Source organism: Flavobacterium lipolyticum, from assembly GCF_020905335.1.
Taxonomy (GTDB): Bacteria; Bacteroidota; Bacteroidia; order Flavobacteriales; family Flavobacteriaceae; genus Flavobacterium; species Flavobacterium lipolyticum.
On sequence record NZ_JAJJMN010000001.1, the window covers coordinates 1,003,807 to 1,023,301 of the forward strand.

The window sequence follows — 19,495 nt, forward strand, 5'->3', positions numbered from 1 at the left end:
GTTTATTTCGTATTTAATAGCTGTTCTATTTCTTCAATTTCAATAGGCATATCTTCGGATAAATTAATGTTTCCGTCTTCGGTTAACAAATAATCATTTTCCAGTCGGCAGCCGATTCCTTCTTCCCGAATATAAATTCCAGGCTCGCAGGTAAGCACCATTCCTTTTTCAAAAGGTTTGGAATACAACCCCACATCATGAACATCCAGTCCTAAAAAGTGAGCCGTTCCGTGCATGAAGTATTTTTTGTATACAGGATTTTCGGGATCTTGCACTGCAATTTCTTCCAAAGTAATCAAACCTAATTTTACCAGTTCGACTTCCACCAGACCTGCCATCTGCGCTTCGTACTCTTTCGATAAAACACCCGGTTTTAAAAATTTTGATCCTTCTTTCAGACAGTGCAAAACCGATTGGTAAACTTCTTTCTGACGGGCTGAAAATTTTCCGTTTACCGGAAGACAGCGCGTAGTATCGGAATTGTAATTGCCATAACAAACCCCAAAATCGACCAAAAGCATATCGCCGTCCTGACAAACCGAATCATTGGTATTGTAATGTAAGACACAGGCATTCTTGCCCGAAGCGATAATAGGTTTGAAGGCATGACGATTTCCTCCGTTTTTAATATAATGGTACGCGAGTTCAGCCTCCAGTTCGTATTCTTTTACATTCGGCTGTACCGCTTTTAACAATGCTTTGAATCCTTCGATACTTATAGCCACGGCTTTTCGGATTAAAGCGATCTCTTCATCTGATTTTACAGGACGCAACTCTCTCGTTATTTTGGCCACTCGCTCGTAGTGATGCAGCGGATATTTTTGCTTGCACCACTGAATCATTCGATCCTGGCGGGTATTCATTTCCGAAGTTATTCTTTTAATGTGCTCGTTATGTCCCAGATAAATGGCATCGGCCTCGAAGGCAAACAGCTGCAGGACTTTTTCAAATTCGTGTATCCATTTTACATTTTTAATTCCGGAAAGAGCTGTAACTTTTTCTTTGGTCAAGAAATCTCCATCCCAGATTAACGTATGTTCACTGACTTCTTTTACAAATAAAATAGCTCTGTTTTCTTCTTTAAAAGCATCGGGATAGAGCACCAGAATAGTTTCGTCCTGCTCAATTCCGGACAGATAAAACAAATCATTATTTTGTGCAAACCCCATGACATCATCTGCATTATTGGGCATCACATCGTTTGAAGTAAGAATAGCCAAACTGTTAATCTGCATTTTTTCGACAAACCTCTTACGGTTATTTTCGAATAAAGAAGCCGGAATTGAATCGTATCTCATAATTTATAATTGAAACATTTTAGTATCAACCGAAGTTGTTTTGCCTGAAATAATCTCTGTAATTATTTTTCCGGTTGCCGGTGCAAGGCTTAACCCCATCATCGCATGTCCGGTGGCGAAAGTCAAATTTACAACTTTTTTGGCACGCGTAATGATTGGCATTCCCGAAGGTGTACAAGGTCTGAAACCAAACCAGGTATCCTTATTTTCAGGCATTCCCACCTGCATATCGGGATAAAACTCGTTGATACTGTTTATGATTCCCTGTAATCTGTTTTTATTGATTTTGGTATCTCCGGTATGAGTAATCTCCATAGTTCCCCCAAAACGAATATCATTGTTCATAGGGGTTACGGCTACCTTTCCTTCGCATAGAATCGAAGGAATCGAAGGTTTGTGATCTTGGTCCTTCAGTGTAAAGCTGTATCCTTTTCCCGGTAAAATAGAAACTGAAATCCCGAGTTTTTTAGCCAGTGAAGGACTCCAGGAACCTGCCGCCAGCACAACTTCATCTGTGGCAAATATACCTTTGTCTGTTACGATCTTCGTAATTTTATGATGATCGAAAGTAAAATCCTGTACTGTGGTACCGGAGTGAATTTCTACTTTTAAGCGCTTTAATTCTTCTTTGATAAACTGCATGAATTTTTGTGGATACAAATGCGCGTCGCCTTTATAGTGTATCCCTCCTAAAATATCGGTTTTAGTACCGTTCTCCAGTTTTGCAACTGCTGCTGCAGAAAGATAGTCTACTTTTAAACCCAGCTTTTCGGCTTCTCGTCCTTCATGAAACATTTCATGTGCTGTTTTATCCGTTTTGTACAACATCAGAAGTCCTTTTTCTTCGTAGAAAAACGAATTGTTTTCTCTGGCAAAATCCTGATACAATTCCTTACTCAACAATGACAAATCACGCAGTGCCGGCATTGCATTTGCGACGTGTTTCTCATTGGCATGTTTGTAAAACTGCAGCCCCCATTTCATCAAATTGGCATCTAATCTCGGTTTTACATAAAACGGACTCTGACTGTCGAACATCCATTTGATTCCCTGAGCAATCATACCGGGCTGTGCCAACGGAATAATATGCGACGGAACGATCATTCCGGCATTTCCATAAGAACAACCATCATCCATAGGAGACTGATCAAAAACAGTTACCTCAAATCCTTCTTTAGCCAGATAATAAGCGGTACACAAGCCTATTATACCTCCTCCAACTATACTTACTCTTTTCATTTGTACGAAATTAAAAAATTCATTGAAGAAGAATCTTATCCTCCTTCAATGAATCTAAATTTTTAATATTTTTTAAATCACCTGAAAACCATGAGCATACGGATCATTTTCTTCATCGATGATGATGGTGTTGTAACCGTATACTTTTGCCCAGCCCTGAATGCTCGGTACAATCGCGGGAATTTCTCCAATTGAAGTTTCCTCCACCACTTTTCCAATAAACTTGCTGCCAATATAACTTTCGTGAATAAAATCTTCTCCTACTTTAAGTTTTCCTTTGGCATGCAGCTGTGCAATTCTCGCTGATGTTCCGGTACCGCAAGGAGAACGATCGATGGCTTTGTCTCCGTAGAAAACAGCATTTCGACCTGACGATGTCGGATCCAAAGGCTCTCCCGTCCAAAGCATATGGCTGACATCACGAATGGTATCATTCTCCGGATGAATAAAATAGTCCGGATATTTGGCATTAATTCTCTTACGGACTTCCTGACTCAACTGGATAATTTTACCGGCTGAGAAATTCTGAATTCCGGAGAAATTTTCTTGTGGATCCACAATCGCATAATAGTTTCCCCCGTATGCCACATCAAAAGTAATTTCGCCCAGTTCAGGACAATCAATAGTTAATCCTTCTGCTGCCAAATACGATTTTACATTAGTCAGACGTACCCAGTCGACTTTGTTTCCGGTTTGCTGGTACTCGATATTCACGAGGCCGGCAGGAGCTTCCATTCTTATTTTTCCCGGTACTTTTGGAGTAATCAAACCTTCTTCAATGGCAATGGTAATGGTACCAATGGTTCCGTGACCGCACATTGGCAGACAACCGGAAGTTTCGATAAACAAAATCCCAAAATCATTGGCAGGATCGCTTGGTGGATATAAAATACTTCCGCTCATCATATCATGTCCGCGAGGTTCAAACATTAGTCCTTTTCGGATCCAGTCAAATTCTTTTAAAAAATGCTGGCGTTTTTCGCTCATGTTAGCGCCCGTCAAATTCGGCCCACCGCCTGCCACCACTCTTACAGGATTCCCGCAAGTGTGTGCATCTACACAAAAAAAAGTCTTCTTTACCATTTATGTTATTTGGGATTTTGTTTGAATATTATTTAAAGTTCTTAAAATCTGTAATGGATTCTCATTTTGCAATGCTGCAGGTAATAATTCATTGGGCCAATTCTGATAACTAAACGGTCGAACCCAGCGATAAACCGCATGAATTCCAACGGCAGTAAATCTCGAATCGGAAGAAGCCGGATAAGGCCCTCCGTGAATCATTGAAGGACAAACTTCAACTCCCGTAGGAACACCGTTAAAAATCAATCGTCCCACTTTACTCTGCATCGCTGCAACCAATTCGTCCTGATTTTTCAATTCCTCAGGCTCTCCAATAATGGTACCTGTTAGCTGCCCGTCCAATTGATTAATAATGCTCAGCAATTGTTGTTCATCATCACATTGCACCAGTACCGAAACAGGTCCAAAAACCTCATGACTTAAGGTTTTATTCTCTAAAAAAGTTTTGCCGTCTACAGTCAACACTTTCTGTACTCCGTAATTTGGTGCCGCGTCACCTTTGTATTCTGCAATTTTCACCACACCTTTCTGTGCCAGCATTGTTGCTGATCCTTCTTCAAAACCATTTTTCATTGAGGGATGCAACATACAAAATGGCTCAATTTTCTCAATAGCCTGTGTTAATTCTTCTGAGAATTTATCTAACTCAGCTCCCTTAATTCCAAACAGTAATCCCGGATTGGTACAAAACTGACCTGCTCCAAGCGTGATCGATCCCGCATAAGCCGTAGCCCATTTTTGACTGTTTACCTTTACGGCATTTGGCAAAAGCACCACAGGATTTACACTTCCCATCTCGGCAAAAACCGGAATTGGCTCTGGTCGCTGTGCTGCCAGATCAAACAAGGCTCTTCCGGCACGGATACTTCCGGTAAAACCAACTGCTTTTACTAACGGATGTTTCACCAATGCGGTTCCAAGCGTTGTACCCCCACCAATAAGATTGGAGAAAACACCCTCCGGCATATTTGTTTTTTGCGCTGCTTTTATAATAGCCGAAGCAACCATTTCGCCTGTTCCCACATGCATCGAATGACTTTTTACAATCACAGGACAACCCGCCGCTAATGCTGAAGCGGTATCTCCACCAGCTGTTGAAAATGCAAACGGAAAATTACTGGACCCAAAAACCACCACCGGCCCAAGAGGTACCAAAATTTTACGCAAATCTTCTTTTGGCGCAGGAACCCTGTCTGTTATTGCCGTATCAATTGCAGCCTGAACCCAGCTCCCTTCAATGAGCATTTGGGCAAACGCGCGTAGCTGACCAACCATTCTTCCGCGCTCCCCCTCTGCTCTGCCCATTGGAAAGCCGGATTCACTGCAATACTGAACTAACAAATCATTTCCTAAAGCTACGATTTCGTCAGCGATAGCATTTAAAAAACCAGCTCTTTCTAAACCGGAATATTTTTTATACGTTCCAAATGCCTGATGAGCCAAAGCAACTGCTTCTTCAATTTCTTCATGAGTTGCTTCTGTAAAAACCCAAGGATTTTCGACATTCTGCTGTGGATTAAATGTTTTAAACGTTTTATTACCAGCAGCTTTTAGTGTACTTCCCACGTAATTTTTTCCTGTAATCATATTTCTTTTTTGTTGTTTGAATAAATACTTTACAATTCTTAGCGTCTGTTTAAAATTTATTATTGAGATTTATTATCAAAGGATTTTCGAGCGAAAAGAGGCAAATTTTAATAGAATAGCAGCGCTATTGTAGTAAAATTTAACGACGCTACAGCCGAAAATCATCATAAGAAAGCCAACAAATAAAATTGAAACAGACTCTTAAAGAAGAAATTTGTAAAACCAATTGTATCAGCCTATATACTGTTACAAGTTTTTATAATCAGGCAAAGTTGGTCTTGATGCTAAGGATTTGGCAATAATGTCTAAAACTTTTTCTCTTTCAGCTCCCTGAAGCGGTAATCTTGGTGCGCGAACATATTCTGTCCCGATACCTGTTGCTACTTCTGCAAGCTTAATATTTTGTACTAAAAATGAGTTAATATCTAATTCTAATAAAGGAAGAAACCATCTGTATATCTTCAAGGCCTCATCAATTCTACCGGCTTTGGCTAATTTGTATATTGCAACTGTTTCTCTAGGAAAAGCACATACCAGACCTGAAACCCATCCGTCAGACCCCATCAATAAACTCTCTAAAGCCAGGGTATCTACTCCTGATAAAATCTTTAATCGATCCCCGAAACGGTTAATCATTCTGGTTACATTCGAAATATCTCTTGTTGATTCTTTTACGGCCTGAATGTTATCAAATTTTAACAGATCTTCAAACATATCCAGTGTAACTTCAATTTTATAATCTACCGGATTATTGTATATCATTATTGGAAGTGATGTATTTTTTGCGACTTCAGAAAAATAAGTTACCGTTTCGAAATCAGAAGCTTTGTAACGCATTGGAGGCAGCATCATTAATCCTTTTGCTCCATCTTGTTCGGCTTTATTGGCTGCTAAAATTGCGGCACGTGTAGTTTGCTCTGCAATATTCATAATTACCGGCACCTGATTGTTTACCAGCTTTACAGTATTTTTCACCAATTCTCTTCTTTCCTCTTCCAAAAGAGTACTGGCTTCTCCTAATGTTCCACCCAGAATTATTCCATCAACACCTGCCTCTAATTGTGCTTGTAAGTTAACTTCAAACATTCTGAAGTCTAATTTATCATCTGCAGTAAATTTGGTTGTTACTGCCGGCATAACGCCTTTCCATTGAATACTCATAATATCGATTTTAATTAAAACCAAAATTATTTATATTGAACAAAGCAAGAGGCTGAAAAATTACCTCAAAACAATACTATATTACCCTATATAAACTGATTACACAAAAAACCAATTAATATATTGCTATTTTTTTGACAAAATAAAATATATTTGAATGAACTAACCTTGACCAACCATGAAAGTTTTTCCATTTAAAATCCCTAAATCGGGAGAAGATCCTCTTATATATCAAGAGGATAGAGAGATTGTTTTTTACGACAAACTCCATCAACACGAAGAAATACAAATTAGTTTTATCGAAAAAGGACAGGGCGCCATTTTTGCAGGAGATACCATCTCGCATTACCGCGAAGGCGATATCTTAATGATTGGAAGCAATTTACCTCATGTTTTCAGAAGTGAAGTATATGACAATGAATCTTCCGTTATGCGTACCTTATTCTTTACTACAGGCTCGTTTGGAAAAGATTTCTTCTCCCTAACCACTTTCAAAAACATCCAGCCTTTTTTAGAAAACAGCAAAAATGGGTTTATCACCCACAATCCCCCTAAAAAAATCGTCAAATCTTTCAAAAAACTAAAAAAATCAGACAACTACGAACGCTTCATTTTGTTTCTGGAAATCATAAAGTGGCTTTCTAACAGTGAGAGAGAACAGCTCTCCAACCATTTGTACGATAAAAAAATTACGGATAATGAAGGCAAACGAATGCAGACGGTATTCGAACACGTAATGACCAACTACCAAAAAAACATTAACCTGGATGAGATTGCTTCGATTGCTAATATGACTAAAAATGCATTCTGCCGGTATTTTAAAGTCCGGACCAACAAGTCCTTTTTCCAATTTTTAATAGAAGTGAGAATCGAACATGCTTCCAAACTGCTGGCCAACAACAGTGAACTTTCGGTTCTCGAAATTGCCGAATTATGCGGCTTTAACAACATCTCCAATTTTAACAGAAAGTTTAAAGAACTCAAGCAGACTTCTCCGTTGCAATACCGAAAACTGAATCTATAAGTAGTTTAGTACTGCTTAACCGCAAAGGGCGCAAAGTTTTTTTGTCTAAGTTTACACATATAAACGCAAGGTTCGCAAAGCTTTATCTTATTGCTTTGCGAACCTTGCGTTTTACTTTTAAACTTGAATAAAAAAATTTGCGTGCCTTGCGTAAACCTTAGCGTGCCTTGCGGTTAAAAAACTATTCAATTGAAAGCCTCGTCATAATGAGATAATGATTTGAGTTTTTATTGTCTGTAAAATATAAACCGCAAGGGACGCAAAATTCTCTTCTTGTTAGATTTTATATAAACGCAAAGTTCGCAAAGCTTTACCCTGTAGCTTTGCGAACTTTGCGTTTTACTTTTAAACTTGAATAAAAAAAATTTGCGTGCCTTGCGTAAACCTTAGCGTGCCTTGCGGTTAAAAAAAACTATTCAATTGAAAGCCTCGTCATAATCGGATAATGATCTGAATTTTCAAAGTCAGAAAAACTCTCAAATTGTTTGACTTTCATTTTACTGTCCGTAAAAATATAATCAATACGTGCCGGATAATAACGAAACTTATAGGTGGCTCCAAATCCTTCTCCAGCTTCTTCAAAGGTGTCTTTGAGTTTTCCTTTGATATTTCGGTACACATACGAAAACGGACTATTATTCATATCTCCACAAATAATAATCGGGTTTTTGCATTGTTTGATATTTTCTTTAAAGATCTCTGCCTGTTCCTGCTGTTGTCTAAATCCTTTACTGATTCGGGTATAAATTAACTGCGATTTTTCCTGATTGACATGATCGATATTATTTGAAATATCACTTACATCCGGTGAAATTTTTATAGACTGCAGGTGCATGTTGTACACACGAATAACCTCTTTACCTCTTTTAATATCGGCATAAATTACGTTATTATCTGAGTTTGGAAAGATGATATTTCCCTGATCAATAATAGGAAATTTTGAAAAGATCGCCTGACCTGTTTTAATTTTATTTCCCTCGATGAAAATGTAACGATGCGGATACACCTTCAAATCCAGATGAGCCGAATTGGAATACTCCTGAATACATAAAATATCCGGATCTTTTTCGTCGATAAAAGCTTTTATATTGGAAGGAATATCGTCGCGGTCGAGCCATTTAAAAACATTAAAAAGACGCACGTTATAACTCATTACAGAGAAATCTCTTTCGTCCTTAACATATTCTTTTGCCGAGAATTTATAAAATTTACTGATAAAAGTAATTCCGGTTAACAGTACCAAACCGGAAAGAATAAGACGTTTTTTAAACTGAATTCCCCAATAGACAAAAAACAAACCATTGAGAACGAAGAAAGCCGGCATAAAGAGCGTTAAAACCGATAGAAGCGGAAAACTCTTTGGTGCCAGAAATGGTAAAATATAAATACTAAACGTCAGTACAGTTAGCACTATATTCAAAAAGAACATTATTTTATTAAACCATGAAAGGTTCTTCATATTGCGGGCCTAAAACGATTATTTTCCAGCTTTAAATAAAAACTCTTTTTCTTCTTTTGTCAGACAATCGTAACCGGATTGGCTGATTTTATCTAAAATTTCATCAATCTGTTGTTGCGTTTTGTCTTTCGTAACAATTCTTGACGTCACTTTTTCAGTAGGTTTTTTGTAATTTTTATGAACTTTTGTGAATGGGGTCGATGGGGATTTTTTAAATAGACTGGCAAAGAAGTCTAATGTTTTGGAAACAATTTTACTAAGATCTGTACCGTTCTGAAGCAGCTTGATAAAAAGGAATCCAAAGAAAGCTCCTGCCAAGTGCGAGATATGTCCTCCAGTATTGTCCAAACGAAACTGCATTAAATCAAGAACCAGTATCACAGCTGTAATGTGCCAAAGCTTTACATTACCTATAAGCAGCAAACGCACATTCATCAAAGGCTGATAAGTGGTAACCCCCATCAGGATTGCCATGATTGCAGCCGAAGCTCCTACGATAGGCGCCGAAATATTTAAAAAATAAAAACTCAGTGCAAAAACAATCCCTGAAAAAATGGCACCTAAAATATACAGCCCGAGATATTGTTTCTGGGTAAAGAAAGTCAGAAATAAATTACTTGCAAAATTCAACACCATCATATTAAACAACAAATGCAGAAAGCCATAATGAAAGAAAGCATACGTCAAAAATGTCCAGGGCTTGAACATAAAAACGGCAGGATCTGATGACAACGCCAGCCAATTCGGAAAGGCAAACTGAGCTGTAGAAAAGTTATAGAATAGCACTAATGAAATCAGGAAACAACCAATGTTCCAAAAAATAACACGCATGGCTATTCCGCCTAATCGATATTGTAATTTTAAATCATCCAGAATGTTCATAAAAGCTTTCTTTAGTTTTTATTTGCAATATTAAAGTTAAAAATTAATTCCAACGATTGTTATTAAACTGATTTTTTTTCCAGTACCACATCATGAAGTACCCAATGACCGCACCTCCAATATGAGCGAAGTGAGCGACCCCTGTACCTCCTCCTCCAAATATAGAATCTCCTTTGAAACCTAAAAACAAATCAATGGCTAAAATTCCGGGAACAAAATATTTCGCCTTAATCGGAACTGGTATAAACATCAAAGCAAGCTCAGCATTTGGAAACATAAAAGCAAAAGCTACTAAAAGTCCGTAAATAGCTCCGGAAGCTCCTACCATTGGTACCTGAGTAATTACAGACGCATTAAATAATCCTTTAAACCCTTCTTCAGTAAGATTGGTCTTTCCAACCCCTTCCAATATTGGCTTAATCTGATCAAAAAACAAATCGGATCTAAAACCCGTTCCGTCACTAAAATTTACATTTAAGATCTGGTGTAATGTCGCATCGGATAGCCCTAAGCTTCTTACCGGCTCTAAAGCTGCCTGGAATTGCAAATAATTTACTCCAATTTGCAATAAAGCGGCACCTAATCCACAGGAGATGTAAAAGAAAATAAACTTCTTTCCTCCCCAAAAATGTTCCAAGGCCGATCCAAAAGAAACCATCGCAAACATATTAAAGACAATATGCAAAATACCACCGTGCATAAACATGTGTGTTATAGGCTGCCAAAGCTTAAAAAAATCGCTTTCTGGAAAAAATAATGCAAAAAACTGCTCGGAAACAGGCACTAACTGAGCACCAATAAAAAATATGATATTAATTATAAGCAGTTGTTTTACGACAGGAGTCATGTTGTTCATCATAAGGCAAACTTTTTATCTATATCTTCTACACGCATTGTGATGAAGGTAGGTTTTTGAAAAGGTGAAATGTTTGGATCTTTACAGGCAAATAATCCGTTAACCAGATTGTCCTGTTCTTTTTCGGTTAAATACGATCCGGTTTTAACCGCTAAACTTTTAGCCATTGATTTCGCAATGGTATCATTCTGGCTGTAACTGTTGGCCGGAATTCCGTCTTGCAAATCACTTAATAATTGTTCAATAACCAGAGAAACTTCGCTTTCGGTAATGTTTACCGGAATTCCCGAAATCACAATATGATCGGTTTGAGCTTCATCAAAAACGAAACCGGTTGTTTCTAAAGAAGGTTTCAGTTCTTCGATCAGTTTCATTTCGGCCGAAGAATAAAATAAATTCAACGGAAACAATAATTGCTGACTAGAAGCCTGGTTAACGGTCATATTCAACAAAAACTGCTCGTACAAAATACGCTGATGCGCTCTTTGCTGATCGACAATCACCATTCCGGATTTAATTGGCGAGACTATATATTTTTTATGAATCTGATAGGTTCCCTGACTGGCTTGTTCAATTTCATTATCGTTAAATAATGAGGAGGTTACTTCTTCGTTTTCAAAGGTAAACGGTGAACTTTCGATACTTTCTGTATCTAAACCGGTATACAAACTTTCCCAGCTTGCCGTTGGCTCGACTCTTTTAGAATAACCGGAATACGAATTTGCTCCTGAGCTAAAACTTGAACCTGAACTGGAACCCGAGCCGGCTCCTGAGCTAAAACCAGAACCCGAACTAAAACCGGAACCTGAGCCCGATTTTGTATAATGCTGATTGGTTTTATCATCTGTAAATGGGTTAAAAGTCCCGTCAACCTGAATCGTTGGCGTTTCGGCTTCTAAATCTTTATAATGATATGGAGTATCTAAATTGGCGTCGCGTTCAAAATCTAAAACCGGTGCGACATTAAACTGTCCTAAACTGTGTTTTATAGAGGCTCTTAAAATGGCGTACAAAGCCTGCTCATCATCAAACTTAATTTCTGTTTTCGTAGGATGAATATTGATATCAATTGTATTGGGCGGGACTTTCAAATATAGAAAGTAACTTGGCTGCGAACCGTCTTTCAGAAGCCCGTCATAAGCCGCCATTACCGCATGATGCAAATAGCCGCTTTTAATGAAACGATCGTTTACAAAAAAGAACTGCTCTCCTCTGCTTTTCTTCGCAAACTCAGGCTTGCAAACAAATCCCTGAACGTTAATGATCTCTGTATCTTCGCTAACCGGAACTAATTTTTCATTGGTTTTACCGGACATGATCCCCACAATTCGCTGACGATAACCTGCTGCAGGCAAATTATACAATTCGCTTCCATTGTGGTAAAAAGTAAAATGAATATTAGGATGCGCCATCGCCACACGCTGAAACTCGTCCATAACATGACGAAACTCCACCGTATCCGATTTTAAGAAATTACGACGTGCAGGAATATTAAAAAATAAATTTTTAACCGCAAAAGAAGTTCCTTTAGGCAAAACAGCTTCTTCCTGCGATACAAATTTACTTCCTTCGATTACAATGTGTGTTCCCAGTTCTTCCTGATCCTGTTTCGTCTTCATTTCCATGTGCGCAATCGCCGCAATAGAAGCCAATGCTTCTCCACGAAACCCTTTAGTATGAAGCGAAAAAAGATCTTCGGCCTGGCGTATTTTTGAAGTAGCGTGACGTGCGAAACACAAACGTGCATCGGTTACACTCATCCCCATTCCATTATCGATAACCTGAACTAATGATTTTCCGGCATCTTTAATAATCAATTTAATGTCAGTTGCTTTCGCATCAACAGCATTTTCTAACAGCTCTTTTACAACCGAAGCAGGTCTTTGAACCACCTCTCCGGCAGCAATTTGATTCGCAACGTGATCAGGAAGTAATTGAATGATACTCGACATTAAAAAATTTGGGTTAAAGGTTGTCCATCGATTTTTATCGAAAATAATTCGCAAAATCTCAGGGTAATATTATTATTTCAATTCTGGTTTTTAAAACCAAGGTGTACAAATTTAATGAATTTCTGTTGTCTTTTTGAACAACAGCTATCATAAAAAAAACAAAAAACCTATACTATTTTACACAGCATAGGTTTTAGTATTATTAAAACAATTGTGTTTTATTCGTTCTCGATTTCTCTTGGCTTATCTTCTATCTGAAGTGCTCCTGAAGACAACAATGGCTGATTGAACGGGTGTGACATAGAAGCCTGTTGGCGAATATAAGCCATTTTGATTGCCGCGATTGCCGCCTCAGTTCCTTTGTTTCCGTGAATTCCTCCACTTCTGTCAATGGACTGTTGCATGTTATTGTCTGTTAAAACACAAAAAATAACCGGAATATCAGTCTGAACATTCAAATCTTTTATACCCTGAGTAACACCTTCACATACAAAATCAAAGTGTTTTGTTTCTCCCTGAATCACACATCCAATTACAATTACCGCATCAACGTTTTGTGTTTGCAGCATTTTCTTGGCACCGTAAACAAGCTCAAAACTTCCCGGAACATTCCAGCGGATAATTTGATGAGCCGGAACTTCACAATCTGTCAGAGCGTCAAAAGCGCCATTATAAAGTCCTTCTGTAACCGTTTCATTCCATTCAGAAACAACAATCCCAAATCGAAAATCTTTCGCATTTGGGATTGTGTTTTTATCGTATTCTGATAAATTTTTATTTTGAGTAGCCATCTTTTATATTTAAGATTTTAGATATTAGATTTCAGATTGTGAAATACAAATCTACAATCTTAAATCTAAAGTCTAAAATTTTTATTGTGCTAATCCGATCAATACATCAACAGCAGCAGCTTCCGGAGTCGTGTCGTAGTTGTCTTTGATATCTGTTAAGTACTTCAAAGCGTCTTCTTTTTGACCTAAAGCCAAAGCTGTTTTACCTGCTTTTAACAAGAAACGAGGAGTAGTGAAATCATTTTTATTAGATTCAGCCGCTTTCACGTAATAGTCTAAAGCTTCTTTTTGTTGGTTCTTTTGAGAATAAGCGTCTCCAATAGCACCAATTGCCAAAGCTCCTACAATAACTTCTTTTGATTTAAATTCTCCTAAATATTTAATTGCATCATCGTATTTACCAATGTTCAAAGAAGCAATACCTGCGTAATAGTTCGCTAAATTTCCAGCATCAGTTCCTGAATATTCGTCAGCGATTTTAACGAAACCGAATTTACCTTCAGAACCATTTAAAGCCAATTTGTACAGAGAATCACTTGCTACACCATTAGTCGCTTTTTCGAAGTTTTGCTGAGCAACAAACATTTCGCTTGCAGCCTCATCCTGCTTAGGATTTTCAACAAATTTCTGATATGCTAAATATCCTATAGTAGCAATTGCAATACCAGCAACTAAACCAATAATGATTTTTTGATTTTTAGCTACCCAATCCTCAGTTTTTGAAGCAGTTTCATCTAACTTTGAAAAAACACCTGCTGTCGTACTGTCTTTCTCGTCAATAACTACCTGTGTTTCCTCATTTACTTCTTTAACTTCTTTCTCTTTCGGTGCTTTATATCCTCTTTTATTGTAAGTTGCCATTTAAAATTAATTTAGTGAACGGCAAAAATAAAATTTTTATTGAAACCGACGTAAAAAAAATCAATTTTATCACTATTTTAAAAAAAATAATTTCATCAACAGCAAGTCCTTCCTCCTCAAGCGGAAAATAATTCCGCTTCAAACCGATCAAAAGCCTTTTATATCGATAATTTTCGATAATTTGCACCCTCAAATTTTTGATGTTCAAAACAGGATTTTTCTTGGCTATTAGTTCGTTTTTTTGCCACAGATTTCACAGATTCTCACAGATTACAAAATTATCATGCTGGATTTAACAAAAAAATCATTTAATCTGCAGCAAAAGAAACCAGTAACGCGAGATCTAATTAACAAACATCCGATTTTACCCTTAGAGTTTCCAAAAAAATGTATTTAAACAAAATTTCTTTATTCAATTATAAAAACTTCTCCGAAATCAATTTTGATTTCGACCGCAAAATCAATTGTTTTGTCGGCAAAAACGGAATTGGAAAGACCAATGTGCTTGATGCCATTTATCATCTGGCCTACGGGAAAAGTTACTTCAATCCGCTGGCTGTTCAAAATATCAAACATGGAGAAGAGTTTTTTGTAATCGATGCCGAATTAGAAAAAAACGACAGAACCGAACAGATTGTCTGCAGTTTAAAAAAAGGACAGAAAAAGGTTTTAAAAAGAAACGGTAAAGCTTACGATAAATTCTCCGATCATATCGGATTCATCCCGCTGGTTATTATTTCCCCTGCCGACCGTGATTTAATCGTGGAAGGAAGCGAAACACGTCGTAAGTTTATGGACAGTGTGATTTCACAATTGGATTCCACTTACTTGCACCAGCTTATTCAATATCAAAAAGTAATTGTACAACGCAATGCACTACTGAAATATTTTGCACTGAACCATACTTTTGACAATGATACTTTATCCATATACAACGAACAGCTGAATACTTTTGGCCAATCGATATTTGAGAAACGAAAAGATTTCCTGGAACAATTTATACCTATATTTAATGTACACCATCAGGCCATAACCGGATCGGAAGAAACCGTACAGTTGGTTTACGAAAGTAATTTGTTCGAAAAAGACTTATTGACCCTGCTTAAGGAGAACATCAACAAAGACCGGGCATTACAATACACCAGCGTAGGCATTCACAAAGACGACCTCTCCTTTGAAATTGATTCACATCCCATTAAAAAATTCGGATCTCAAGGGCAGCAAAAATCTTTCCTGATTGCTTTGAAACTGGCTCAATTTGAGTTTTTAAAAAAACAAAGCGGTGTAAAACCTCTGCTGTTGTTTGATGATATTTTTGATAAATTAGATGAAACCCGTGTGGCTAAAATTATCGAAATGGTCAACAGCGAAACTTTCGGACAGCTTTTTATCTCAGACACGCATCCTGAACGTACCGAAGCTATTGTAAAATCAACGCATCAGAGTTACAAAATATTCAAATTAGACAATTATGCCAATTAGATAATTAGATAATGAGATAATTTAGATAATGAGATAATTTAGATGATTAGATAATGATTTTGAATTATCTCATTGGCACATTATCTAATTGACTAATTAAAAATCATTATTTTAGCAATTCTATTTTTTAAAAACACAATCTTATGAAGTTCTCTAAAATTCTATTCCTTGTACTTTCGGTCGTATTCATTTCCTGCAATGAAAAAAAATCCGGTATCATTGAAGAAATTACTCCGAAGGATTTTGCCGAAAAAATTAAAACCACCGAAAATGCTCAAATACTGGATGTTCGAACTCCGGAAGAATTTGAATCCAATCATATTGACAATGCGGTAAATGTTAACTGGAATGGTGATGATTTTGAAGCCAAAGTGGCGGCTTACGATAAATCGAAACCTGTTTTTGTTTATTGTTTAAGCGGCGGAAGAAGTAAAAAAGCAGCTTCAAAACTGAACGAATTGGGCTTTACCACTATTTACGAATTAGAAGGCGGCATCATGAAATGGAACGCAGAAGGTTTTTCTAAAGCTTCAACAGCTCACGCAGGAATGACAATGGATGAGTTTAACAATTTGTTAAATACAGACAAAAAAGTTCTGGTAGATTTTTACGCCGAATGGTGTGGTCCCTGCAAACAAATGGAACCGTACCTTTTGAAGATGCAAAAAGAAATGGCAGACAAAGTGGTTATCATTCGTATTGATGTGGACAAAAACGAAACTTTAGCAACTCAGATGAAAATCGAACAGCTTCCTACTATGATTTTGTACGAAAACAAAGCCGAAAAATGGAAAAACATCGGTTTCATCAAAGAAGAAGACTTAAAAAAACAACTGCAATAACAGAAAAGATATGTTAACGAAAGAATCATTGCAATTTTTAGACGATTTAAAGAAGAACAACAATCGGGATTGGTTTCTGGACCACAAGAAACGATATGAAGTTTTCAAAAAAGATTATCACCAATTAGTTAGTGATTTACTGGATGCGATGAAACCTCTGGATCCTGCACTGGAACTATTAGAAGTCAAAAACTGTACTTTCAGGATCAATCGTGATATTCGGTTTTCTAAAGACAAATCCCCATACAAAGCACATTTAGGAATCTGGATGTCTTCAGCCGTCAAAGGCCTCAACCGAGCCGGATATTATGTACATATTGAAAAAGGAGCCAGTTTTATCGCCGGAGGGTTTTATTCGCCTGAAGCCGAAGATCTGAAAAAAATACGCAAAGAAATTGCTTTTTTTCACGAGGATCTCGAAGCCATACTGACCGATAAAAACTTCAAAAAGGAATTTGACAGTCTGGATGTCAACGAAAACAACGCTCTCAAAAACCCGCCAAGAGGGTATGAAAAAGACCATCCTGCCATTGCGTTTTTAAAACTAAAAAGCTTTACCGCTACCCAAAAATACAACATCGACGAGGTGACTCAAAAAGACTTTGTTTCGAAAATGAGTCAAAAACTCATCGCTTTAAAACCTTTAAACGAATTCTTTAATCGCGCCTTAGACACTGAAGAATTTTAGAAAAGATACTTCGCCACGAATTCACAAATTATTCAAACTAATTCGTGAATTCGTGGCAAAAAGACTTTGTTTCGAAAATAAGCCAAAAACTCATCGCTTTAAAACCTTTAAACGAATTCTTTAATCGCGCCTTAGACACTGAAGAATTTTAGAAAAGATACTTCGCCACGAATTCACAAATTTTTTAAATTAATTCGTGAATTCGTGGCGAGAAAACTTCAAAAAGGATATGCTGCGCCCCAGAAATGCGAGATAAAGTTTGACGACAAATTTCACCGATTGCTATACATCAAAAAATCCTTTAAAAATCTTTTAATCTGTGGCAAAAAAATTAAGTTTGCCAAATGAAAAAAAGAAAAATACTTTTTCTTGGAGAATCTTATCGTGCTGACGCCATTACATGGATGAAAGGCCTTGAAGAATTTGGTGATTTTGAAATTTGCAGCTGGGAACTTCAAACACCCAACCATTCCAAACTCAGCCGATACAAACGTATTTTAGAATATCTTTTCTCCCCTCTTTCGATTCGAAAAAAAATCAAACAGGAAAAACCGGACATGATTATTGCCGAAAGAACCACCAGTTATGGTTTTTTGGCAGCAATTTCAGGAATGCATCCTATTGCAATTGCACAACAAGGCCGAACCGATCTGTGGCCGGAAGGTTCACTCCTGCTCCCCTTTAAAAAATTCATTCAGAAACACGCCTTCAAAAAAGCAGATTTAATACACGCCTGGGGACCTGTTATGACCATTTCGATGAAAGCAATTGGTGTAGACATGAGCAAAGTTTTAGTGCTCCCAAAAGGAATTGATTTATCCCTTTTCACACCATCAATCAATAATTCGGTAAAAATCGAAGCGATTGTTACGCGTTCGCTACAGCCGGAATACCGTCATGATTCCATTTTAAAAGCCTTTGGTATTTTACACCAAAAAGGAATTGACTTTACATTAACCATTGTAGGTAACGGAACCCGACTGCAATCTTTGAAAGACTTAACCGCAGCATTACAAATTGAAAACAAGGTATTTTTCACCGGAAGAATTCCAAACACTGAACTTCCTAAACTATTACAGCAATCCAATACCTACATCAGCATGCCTATTACCGAAGGGGTATCGGCATCCTTATTTGAAGCCATGGCCTGCAACTGTTATCCAATAGTTTCAGACATTCCCGGAAACCAAAGCTGGATCAGACACCGCAAAAACGGGCAATTGATTGAAATTGACAATATCGAAATGCTTGCTGAAGAACTAATCTGGTCTTTTGAAAATTCGGAATTACGAAATCAGGCTATTCTTCAAAACCAAAAATTTGTCGAGGAAAATGCAAATTACAGCACCAACATGAAAATTATTTCTGACCGCTATCATGAGTTGCTGAATCTTCATAAAAATTAACCGAAAAGTTCGCAAAGTCAAGATCAACATAAAGCTTTACGAACTTTGCGGTTTATAAAATCACATCCATAAAAAATCTCATGAACTTTATGACCAAAAAAATCTACTTCGGATAAGCCAAAGAAACCTTCTTTTTAAAATCATCATAAATCACAAAGTGGAAATTGCTGTTTTCCTGCACCAGAATAACATCACCATAATTTTCTTTTTTTGAAAAGACAACTTTGCAATGAGAAAAATCAATCCGCTTTTCTAAATCAATACAATCTTTTACGATTTCTTCCGGATTATTTCCTTTTGTATTATTCCAAACAAAATCATACAATCGCCAATTAAAAGAATCCATCAGTTTAGTATACAAAATTTTATTTTTATCATCTTCCAAAACTCCATTACTTGCAATTAATCGAACTGATCCTGAATCTTTATAAATATAAAAAATCCCTAAATCCCTACTCAAATCTGATTCTAAATTATGAACTTTATTATAACTCCTTGAGGAAGTTTTTCGTAGAATAAAGCGAATATGAGTATCGTCAATTACTATAAAATTACCAAAAGCACTCAAGAAGGTATCATTCCCGCATTGAGGCAAATTTCTACTTACGAATGTTCCATCCAAATTCAATGTCAATAAATGCCCTGAACGATTATTCTCCTCTTGTTTAACCATAGAATATTCTTTAATGTCAGAAATTCCGATAATATTATCAATTCTCCAATCTCCAAACATATTACTTTGAGCATTAGAAACGATTGAGAAAAATACAACTAAAAAAACTGCAGTTTTATTCTTAGAAATGGACTGGAACATCAAGATACCTTTTTAATTCATTCAAACTTACAAAAGAAAATCTAGAAAATAACTCGTAACTTTTCTCCCC

The 19,495-nt window shown here is 37.0% G+C and carries 17 protein-coding genes; 5 read left to right on the forward strand and 12 right to left on the reverse strand.

The features are described from left to right. Positions 1–2: 2 nt before the first annotated feature. The 5 genes from LNQ34_RS04470 to LNQ34_RS04490 all read right to left on the reverse strand — a co-directional run bounded on the left by LNQ34_RS04470 (position 3) and on the right by LNQ34_RS04490 (position 6,368). Positions 3–1,298, reverse strand: a complete 1,296-nt coding sequence (locus LNQ34_RS04470; protein ID WP_229998801.1) for an aminopeptidase P family protein — start codon at positions 1,296–1,298, stop codon at positions 3–5. 3 nt (positions 1,299–1,301) lie between these two features. Then, the gene (locus LNQ34_RS04475; RefSeq protein WP_202701543.1) at positions 1,302–2,537 is read right to left on the reverse strand and encodes an NAD(P)/FAD-dependent oxidoreductase; all 1,236 of its coding nucleotides are present in this window, start codon (positions 2,535–2,537) and stop codon (positions 1,302–1,304) included. Positions 2,538–2,609: 72 nt separating this feature from the next. Next, a complete protein-coding gene (locus LNQ34_RS04480) occupies positions 2,610–3,620 on the reverse strand; it encodes a 4-hydroxyproline epimerase (RefSeq protein WP_229998802.1) in 1,011 nt (336 codons plus the stop codon). Next, a complete protein-coding gene (locus LNQ34_RS04485; RefSeq protein WP_229998803.1) occupies positions 3,621–5,207 on the reverse strand; it encodes an aldehyde dehydrogenase (NADP(+)) in 1,587 nt (528 codons plus the stop codon). Positions 5,208–5,453: 246 nt separating this feature from the next. Further along, the gene (locus LNQ34_RS04490; RefSeq protein ID WP_229998804.1) at positions 5,454–6,368 is read right to left on the reverse strand and encodes a dihydrodipicolinate synthase family protein; all 915 of its coding nucleotides are present in this window, start codon (positions 6,366–6,368) and stop codon (positions 5,454–5,456) included. A 178-nt stretch (positions 6,369–6,546) separates the two neighbouring features. Here LNQ34_RS04490 and LNQ34_RS04495 point away from each other — a divergent pair, with 178 nt between their 5' ends. Further along, positions 6,547–7,392, forward strand: coding sequence for an AraC family transcriptional regulator (locus LNQ34_RS04495; RefSeq protein ID WP_229998805.1), 846 nt, complete (start codon positions 6,547–6,549; stop codon positions 7,390–7,392). A 412-nt stretch (positions 7,393–7,804) separates the two neighbouring features. Here the strand turns inward: LNQ34_RS04495 and LNQ34_RS04500 are convergent, their stop codons facing one another. The 6 genes from LNQ34_RS04500 to LNQ34_RS04525 all read right to left on the reverse strand — a co-directional run bounded on the left by LNQ34_RS04500 (position 7,805) and on the right by LNQ34_RS04525 (position 14,193). Continuing rightward, positions 7,805–8,851, reverse strand: coding sequence for an endonuclease/exonuclease/phosphatase family protein (locus tag LNQ34_RS04500; RefSeq protein ID WP_487312996.1), 1,047 nt, complete (start codon positions 8,849–8,851; stop codon positions 7,805–7,807). Positions 8,852–8,869: 18 nt separating this feature from the next. Further along, a complete protein-coding gene (locus LNQ34_RS04505; RefSeq protein ID WP_202701553.1) occupies positions 8,870–9,733 on the reverse strand; it encodes a rhomboid family intramembrane serine protease in 864 nt (287 codons plus the stop codon). Positions 9,734–9,776: 43 nt separating this feature from the next. Beyond that, positions 9,777–10,589, reverse strand: a complete 813-nt coding sequence (locus LNQ34_RS04510) for a rhomboid family intramembrane serine protease (protein WP_202701591.1) — start codon at positions 10,587–10,589, stop codon at positions 9,777–9,779. Then, positions 10,589–12,541, reverse strand: coding sequence for a DNA mismatch repair endonuclease MutL (gene mutL, locus LNQ34_RS04515; protein ID WP_229998806.1), 1,953 nt, complete (start codon positions 12,539–12,541; stop codon positions 10,589–10,591). The genes LNQ34_RS04510 and mutL overlap by 1 nt, the downstream gene beginning before the upstream one ends. Positions 12,542–12,759: 218 nt before the next feature. After that, positions 12,760–13,332, reverse strand: coding sequence for a 6,7-dimethyl-8-ribityllumazine synthase (gene ribH, locus LNQ34_RS04520; RefSeq protein WP_202701555.1), 573 nt, complete (start codon positions 13,330–13,332; stop codon positions 12,760–12,762). 81 nt (positions 13,333–13,413) lie between these two features. Beyond that, positions 13,414–14,193: a tetratricopeptide repeat protein gene (locus tag LNQ34_RS04525; protein ID WP_229998807.1), complete on the reverse strand. Its 780-nt coding sequence runs from the start codon at positions 14,191–14,193 to the stop codon at positions 13,414–13,416. A 387-nt stretch (positions 14,194–14,580) separates the two neighbouring features. Between LNQ34_RS04525 and recF the strand changes: the two genes are divergently transcribed. From recF to LNQ34_RS04550, 4 genes are all read left to right on the forward strand, one after another. After that, complete coding sequence (recF, locus tag LNQ34_RS04530) at positions 14,581–15,675, forward strand: DNA replication/repair protein RecF (protein WP_202701557.1); 1,095 nt, start codon at positions 14,581–14,583, stop codon at positions 15,673–15,675. Positions 15,676–15,818: 143 nt separating this feature from the next. After that, the gene (locus tag LNQ34_RS04535) at positions 15,819–16,517 is read left to right on the forward strand and encodes a thioredoxin domain-containing protein (RefSeq protein ID WP_229998808.1); all 699 of its coding nucleotides are present in this window, start codon (positions 15,819–15,821) and stop codon (positions 16,515–16,517) included. 10 nt (positions 16,518–16,527) lie between these two features. Next, the gene (locus tag LNQ34_RS04540) at positions 16,528–17,205 is read left to right on the forward strand and encodes a DUF2461 domain-containing protein (protein WP_229998809.1); all 678 of its coding nucleotides are present in this window, start codon (positions 16,528–16,530) and stop codon (positions 17,203–17,205) included. A gap of 344 nt (positions 17,206–17,549) precedes the next feature. Beyond that, positions 17,550–18,611, forward strand: a complete 1,062-nt coding sequence (locus LNQ34_RS04550) for a glycosyltransferase (protein WP_229998810.1) — start codon at positions 17,550–17,552, stop codon at positions 18,609–18,611. Positions 18,612–18,714: 103 nt separating this feature from the next. Here the strand turns inward: LNQ34_RS04550 and LNQ34_RS04555 are convergent, their stop codons facing one another. Next, positions 18,715–19,425 (reverse strand): hypothetical protein, encoded by a 711-nt coding sequence (locus LNQ34_RS04555; protein ID WP_229998811.1) that lies wholly within the window; start codon positions 19,423–19,425, stop codon positions 18,715–18,717. Positions 19,426–19,495 lie beyond the last annotated feature (70 nt).

Bases quoted from the DNA above. Each gene is read 5' to 3' on its own strand.
- LNQ34_RS04470 (WP_229998801.1), bottom strand. From the start codon at position 1,298: ATGAGATACGATTCAATTCCGGCTTCTTTATTCGAAAATAACCGTAAG.
- LNQ34_RS04475 (WP_202701543.1), bottom strand. From the start codon at position 2,537: ATGAAAAGAGTAAGTATAGTTGGAGGAGGTATAATAGGCTTGTGTACC.
- LNQ34_RS04480 (WP_229998802.1), bottom strand. From the start codon at position 3,620: ATGGTAAAGAAGACTTTTTTTTGTGTAGATGCACACACTTGCGGGAAT.
- LNQ34_RS04485 (WP_229998803.1), bottom strand. From the start codon at position 5,207: ATGATTACAGGAAAAAATTACGTGGGAAGTACACTAAAAGCTGCTGGT.
- LNQ34_RS04490 (WP_229998804.1), bottom strand. From the start codon at position 6,368: ATGAGTATTCAATGGAAAGGCGTTATGCCGGCAGTAACAACCAAATTT.
- LNQ34_RS04495 (WP_229998805.1), top strand. From the start codon at position 6,547: ATGAAAGTTTTTCCATTTAAAATCCCTAAATCGGGAGAAGATCCTCTT.
- LNQ34_RS04500 (WP_487312996.1), bottom strand. From the start codon at position 8,851: ATGAAGAACCTTTCATGGTTTAATAAAATAATGTTCTTTTTGAATATA.
- LNQ34_RS04505 (WP_202701553.1), bottom strand. From the start codon at position 9,733: ATGAACATTCTGGATGATTTAAAATTACAATATCGATTAGGCGGAATA.
- LNQ34_RS04510 (WP_202701591.1), bottom strand. From the start codon at position 10,589: ATGAACAACATGACTCCTGTCGTAAAACAACTGCTTATAATTAATATC.
- mutL (WP_229998806.1), bottom strand. From the start codon at position 12,541: ATGTCGAGTATCATTCAATTACTTCCTGATCACGTTGCGAATCAAATT.
- ribH (WP_202701555.1), bottom strand. From the start codon at position 13,332: ATGGCTACTCAAAATAAAAATTTATCAGAATACGATAAAAACACAATC.
- LNQ34_RS04525 (WP_229998807.1), bottom strand. From the start codon at position 14,193: ATGGCAACTTACAATAAAAGAGGATATAAAGCACCGAAAGAGAAAGAA.
- recF (WP_202701557.1), top strand. From the start codon at position 14,581: ATGTATTTAAACAAAATTTCTTTATTCAATTATAAAAACTTCTCCGAA.
- LNQ34_RS04535 (WP_229998808.1), top strand. From the start codon at position 15,819: ATGAAGTTCTCTAAAATTCTATTCCTTGTACTTTCGGTCGTATTCATT.
- LNQ34_RS04540 (WP_229998809.1), top strand. From the start codon at position 16,528: ATGTTAACGAAAGAATCATTGCAATTTTTAGACGATTTAAAGAAGAAC.
- LNQ34_RS04550 (WP_229998810.1), top strand. From the start codon at position 17,550: ATGAAAAAAAGAAAAATACTTTTTCTTGGAGAATCTTATCGTGCTGAC.
- LNQ34_RS04555 (WP_229998811.1), bottom strand. From the start codon at position 19,425: ATGTTCCAGTCCATTTCTAAGAATAAAACTGCAGTTTTTTTAGTTGTA.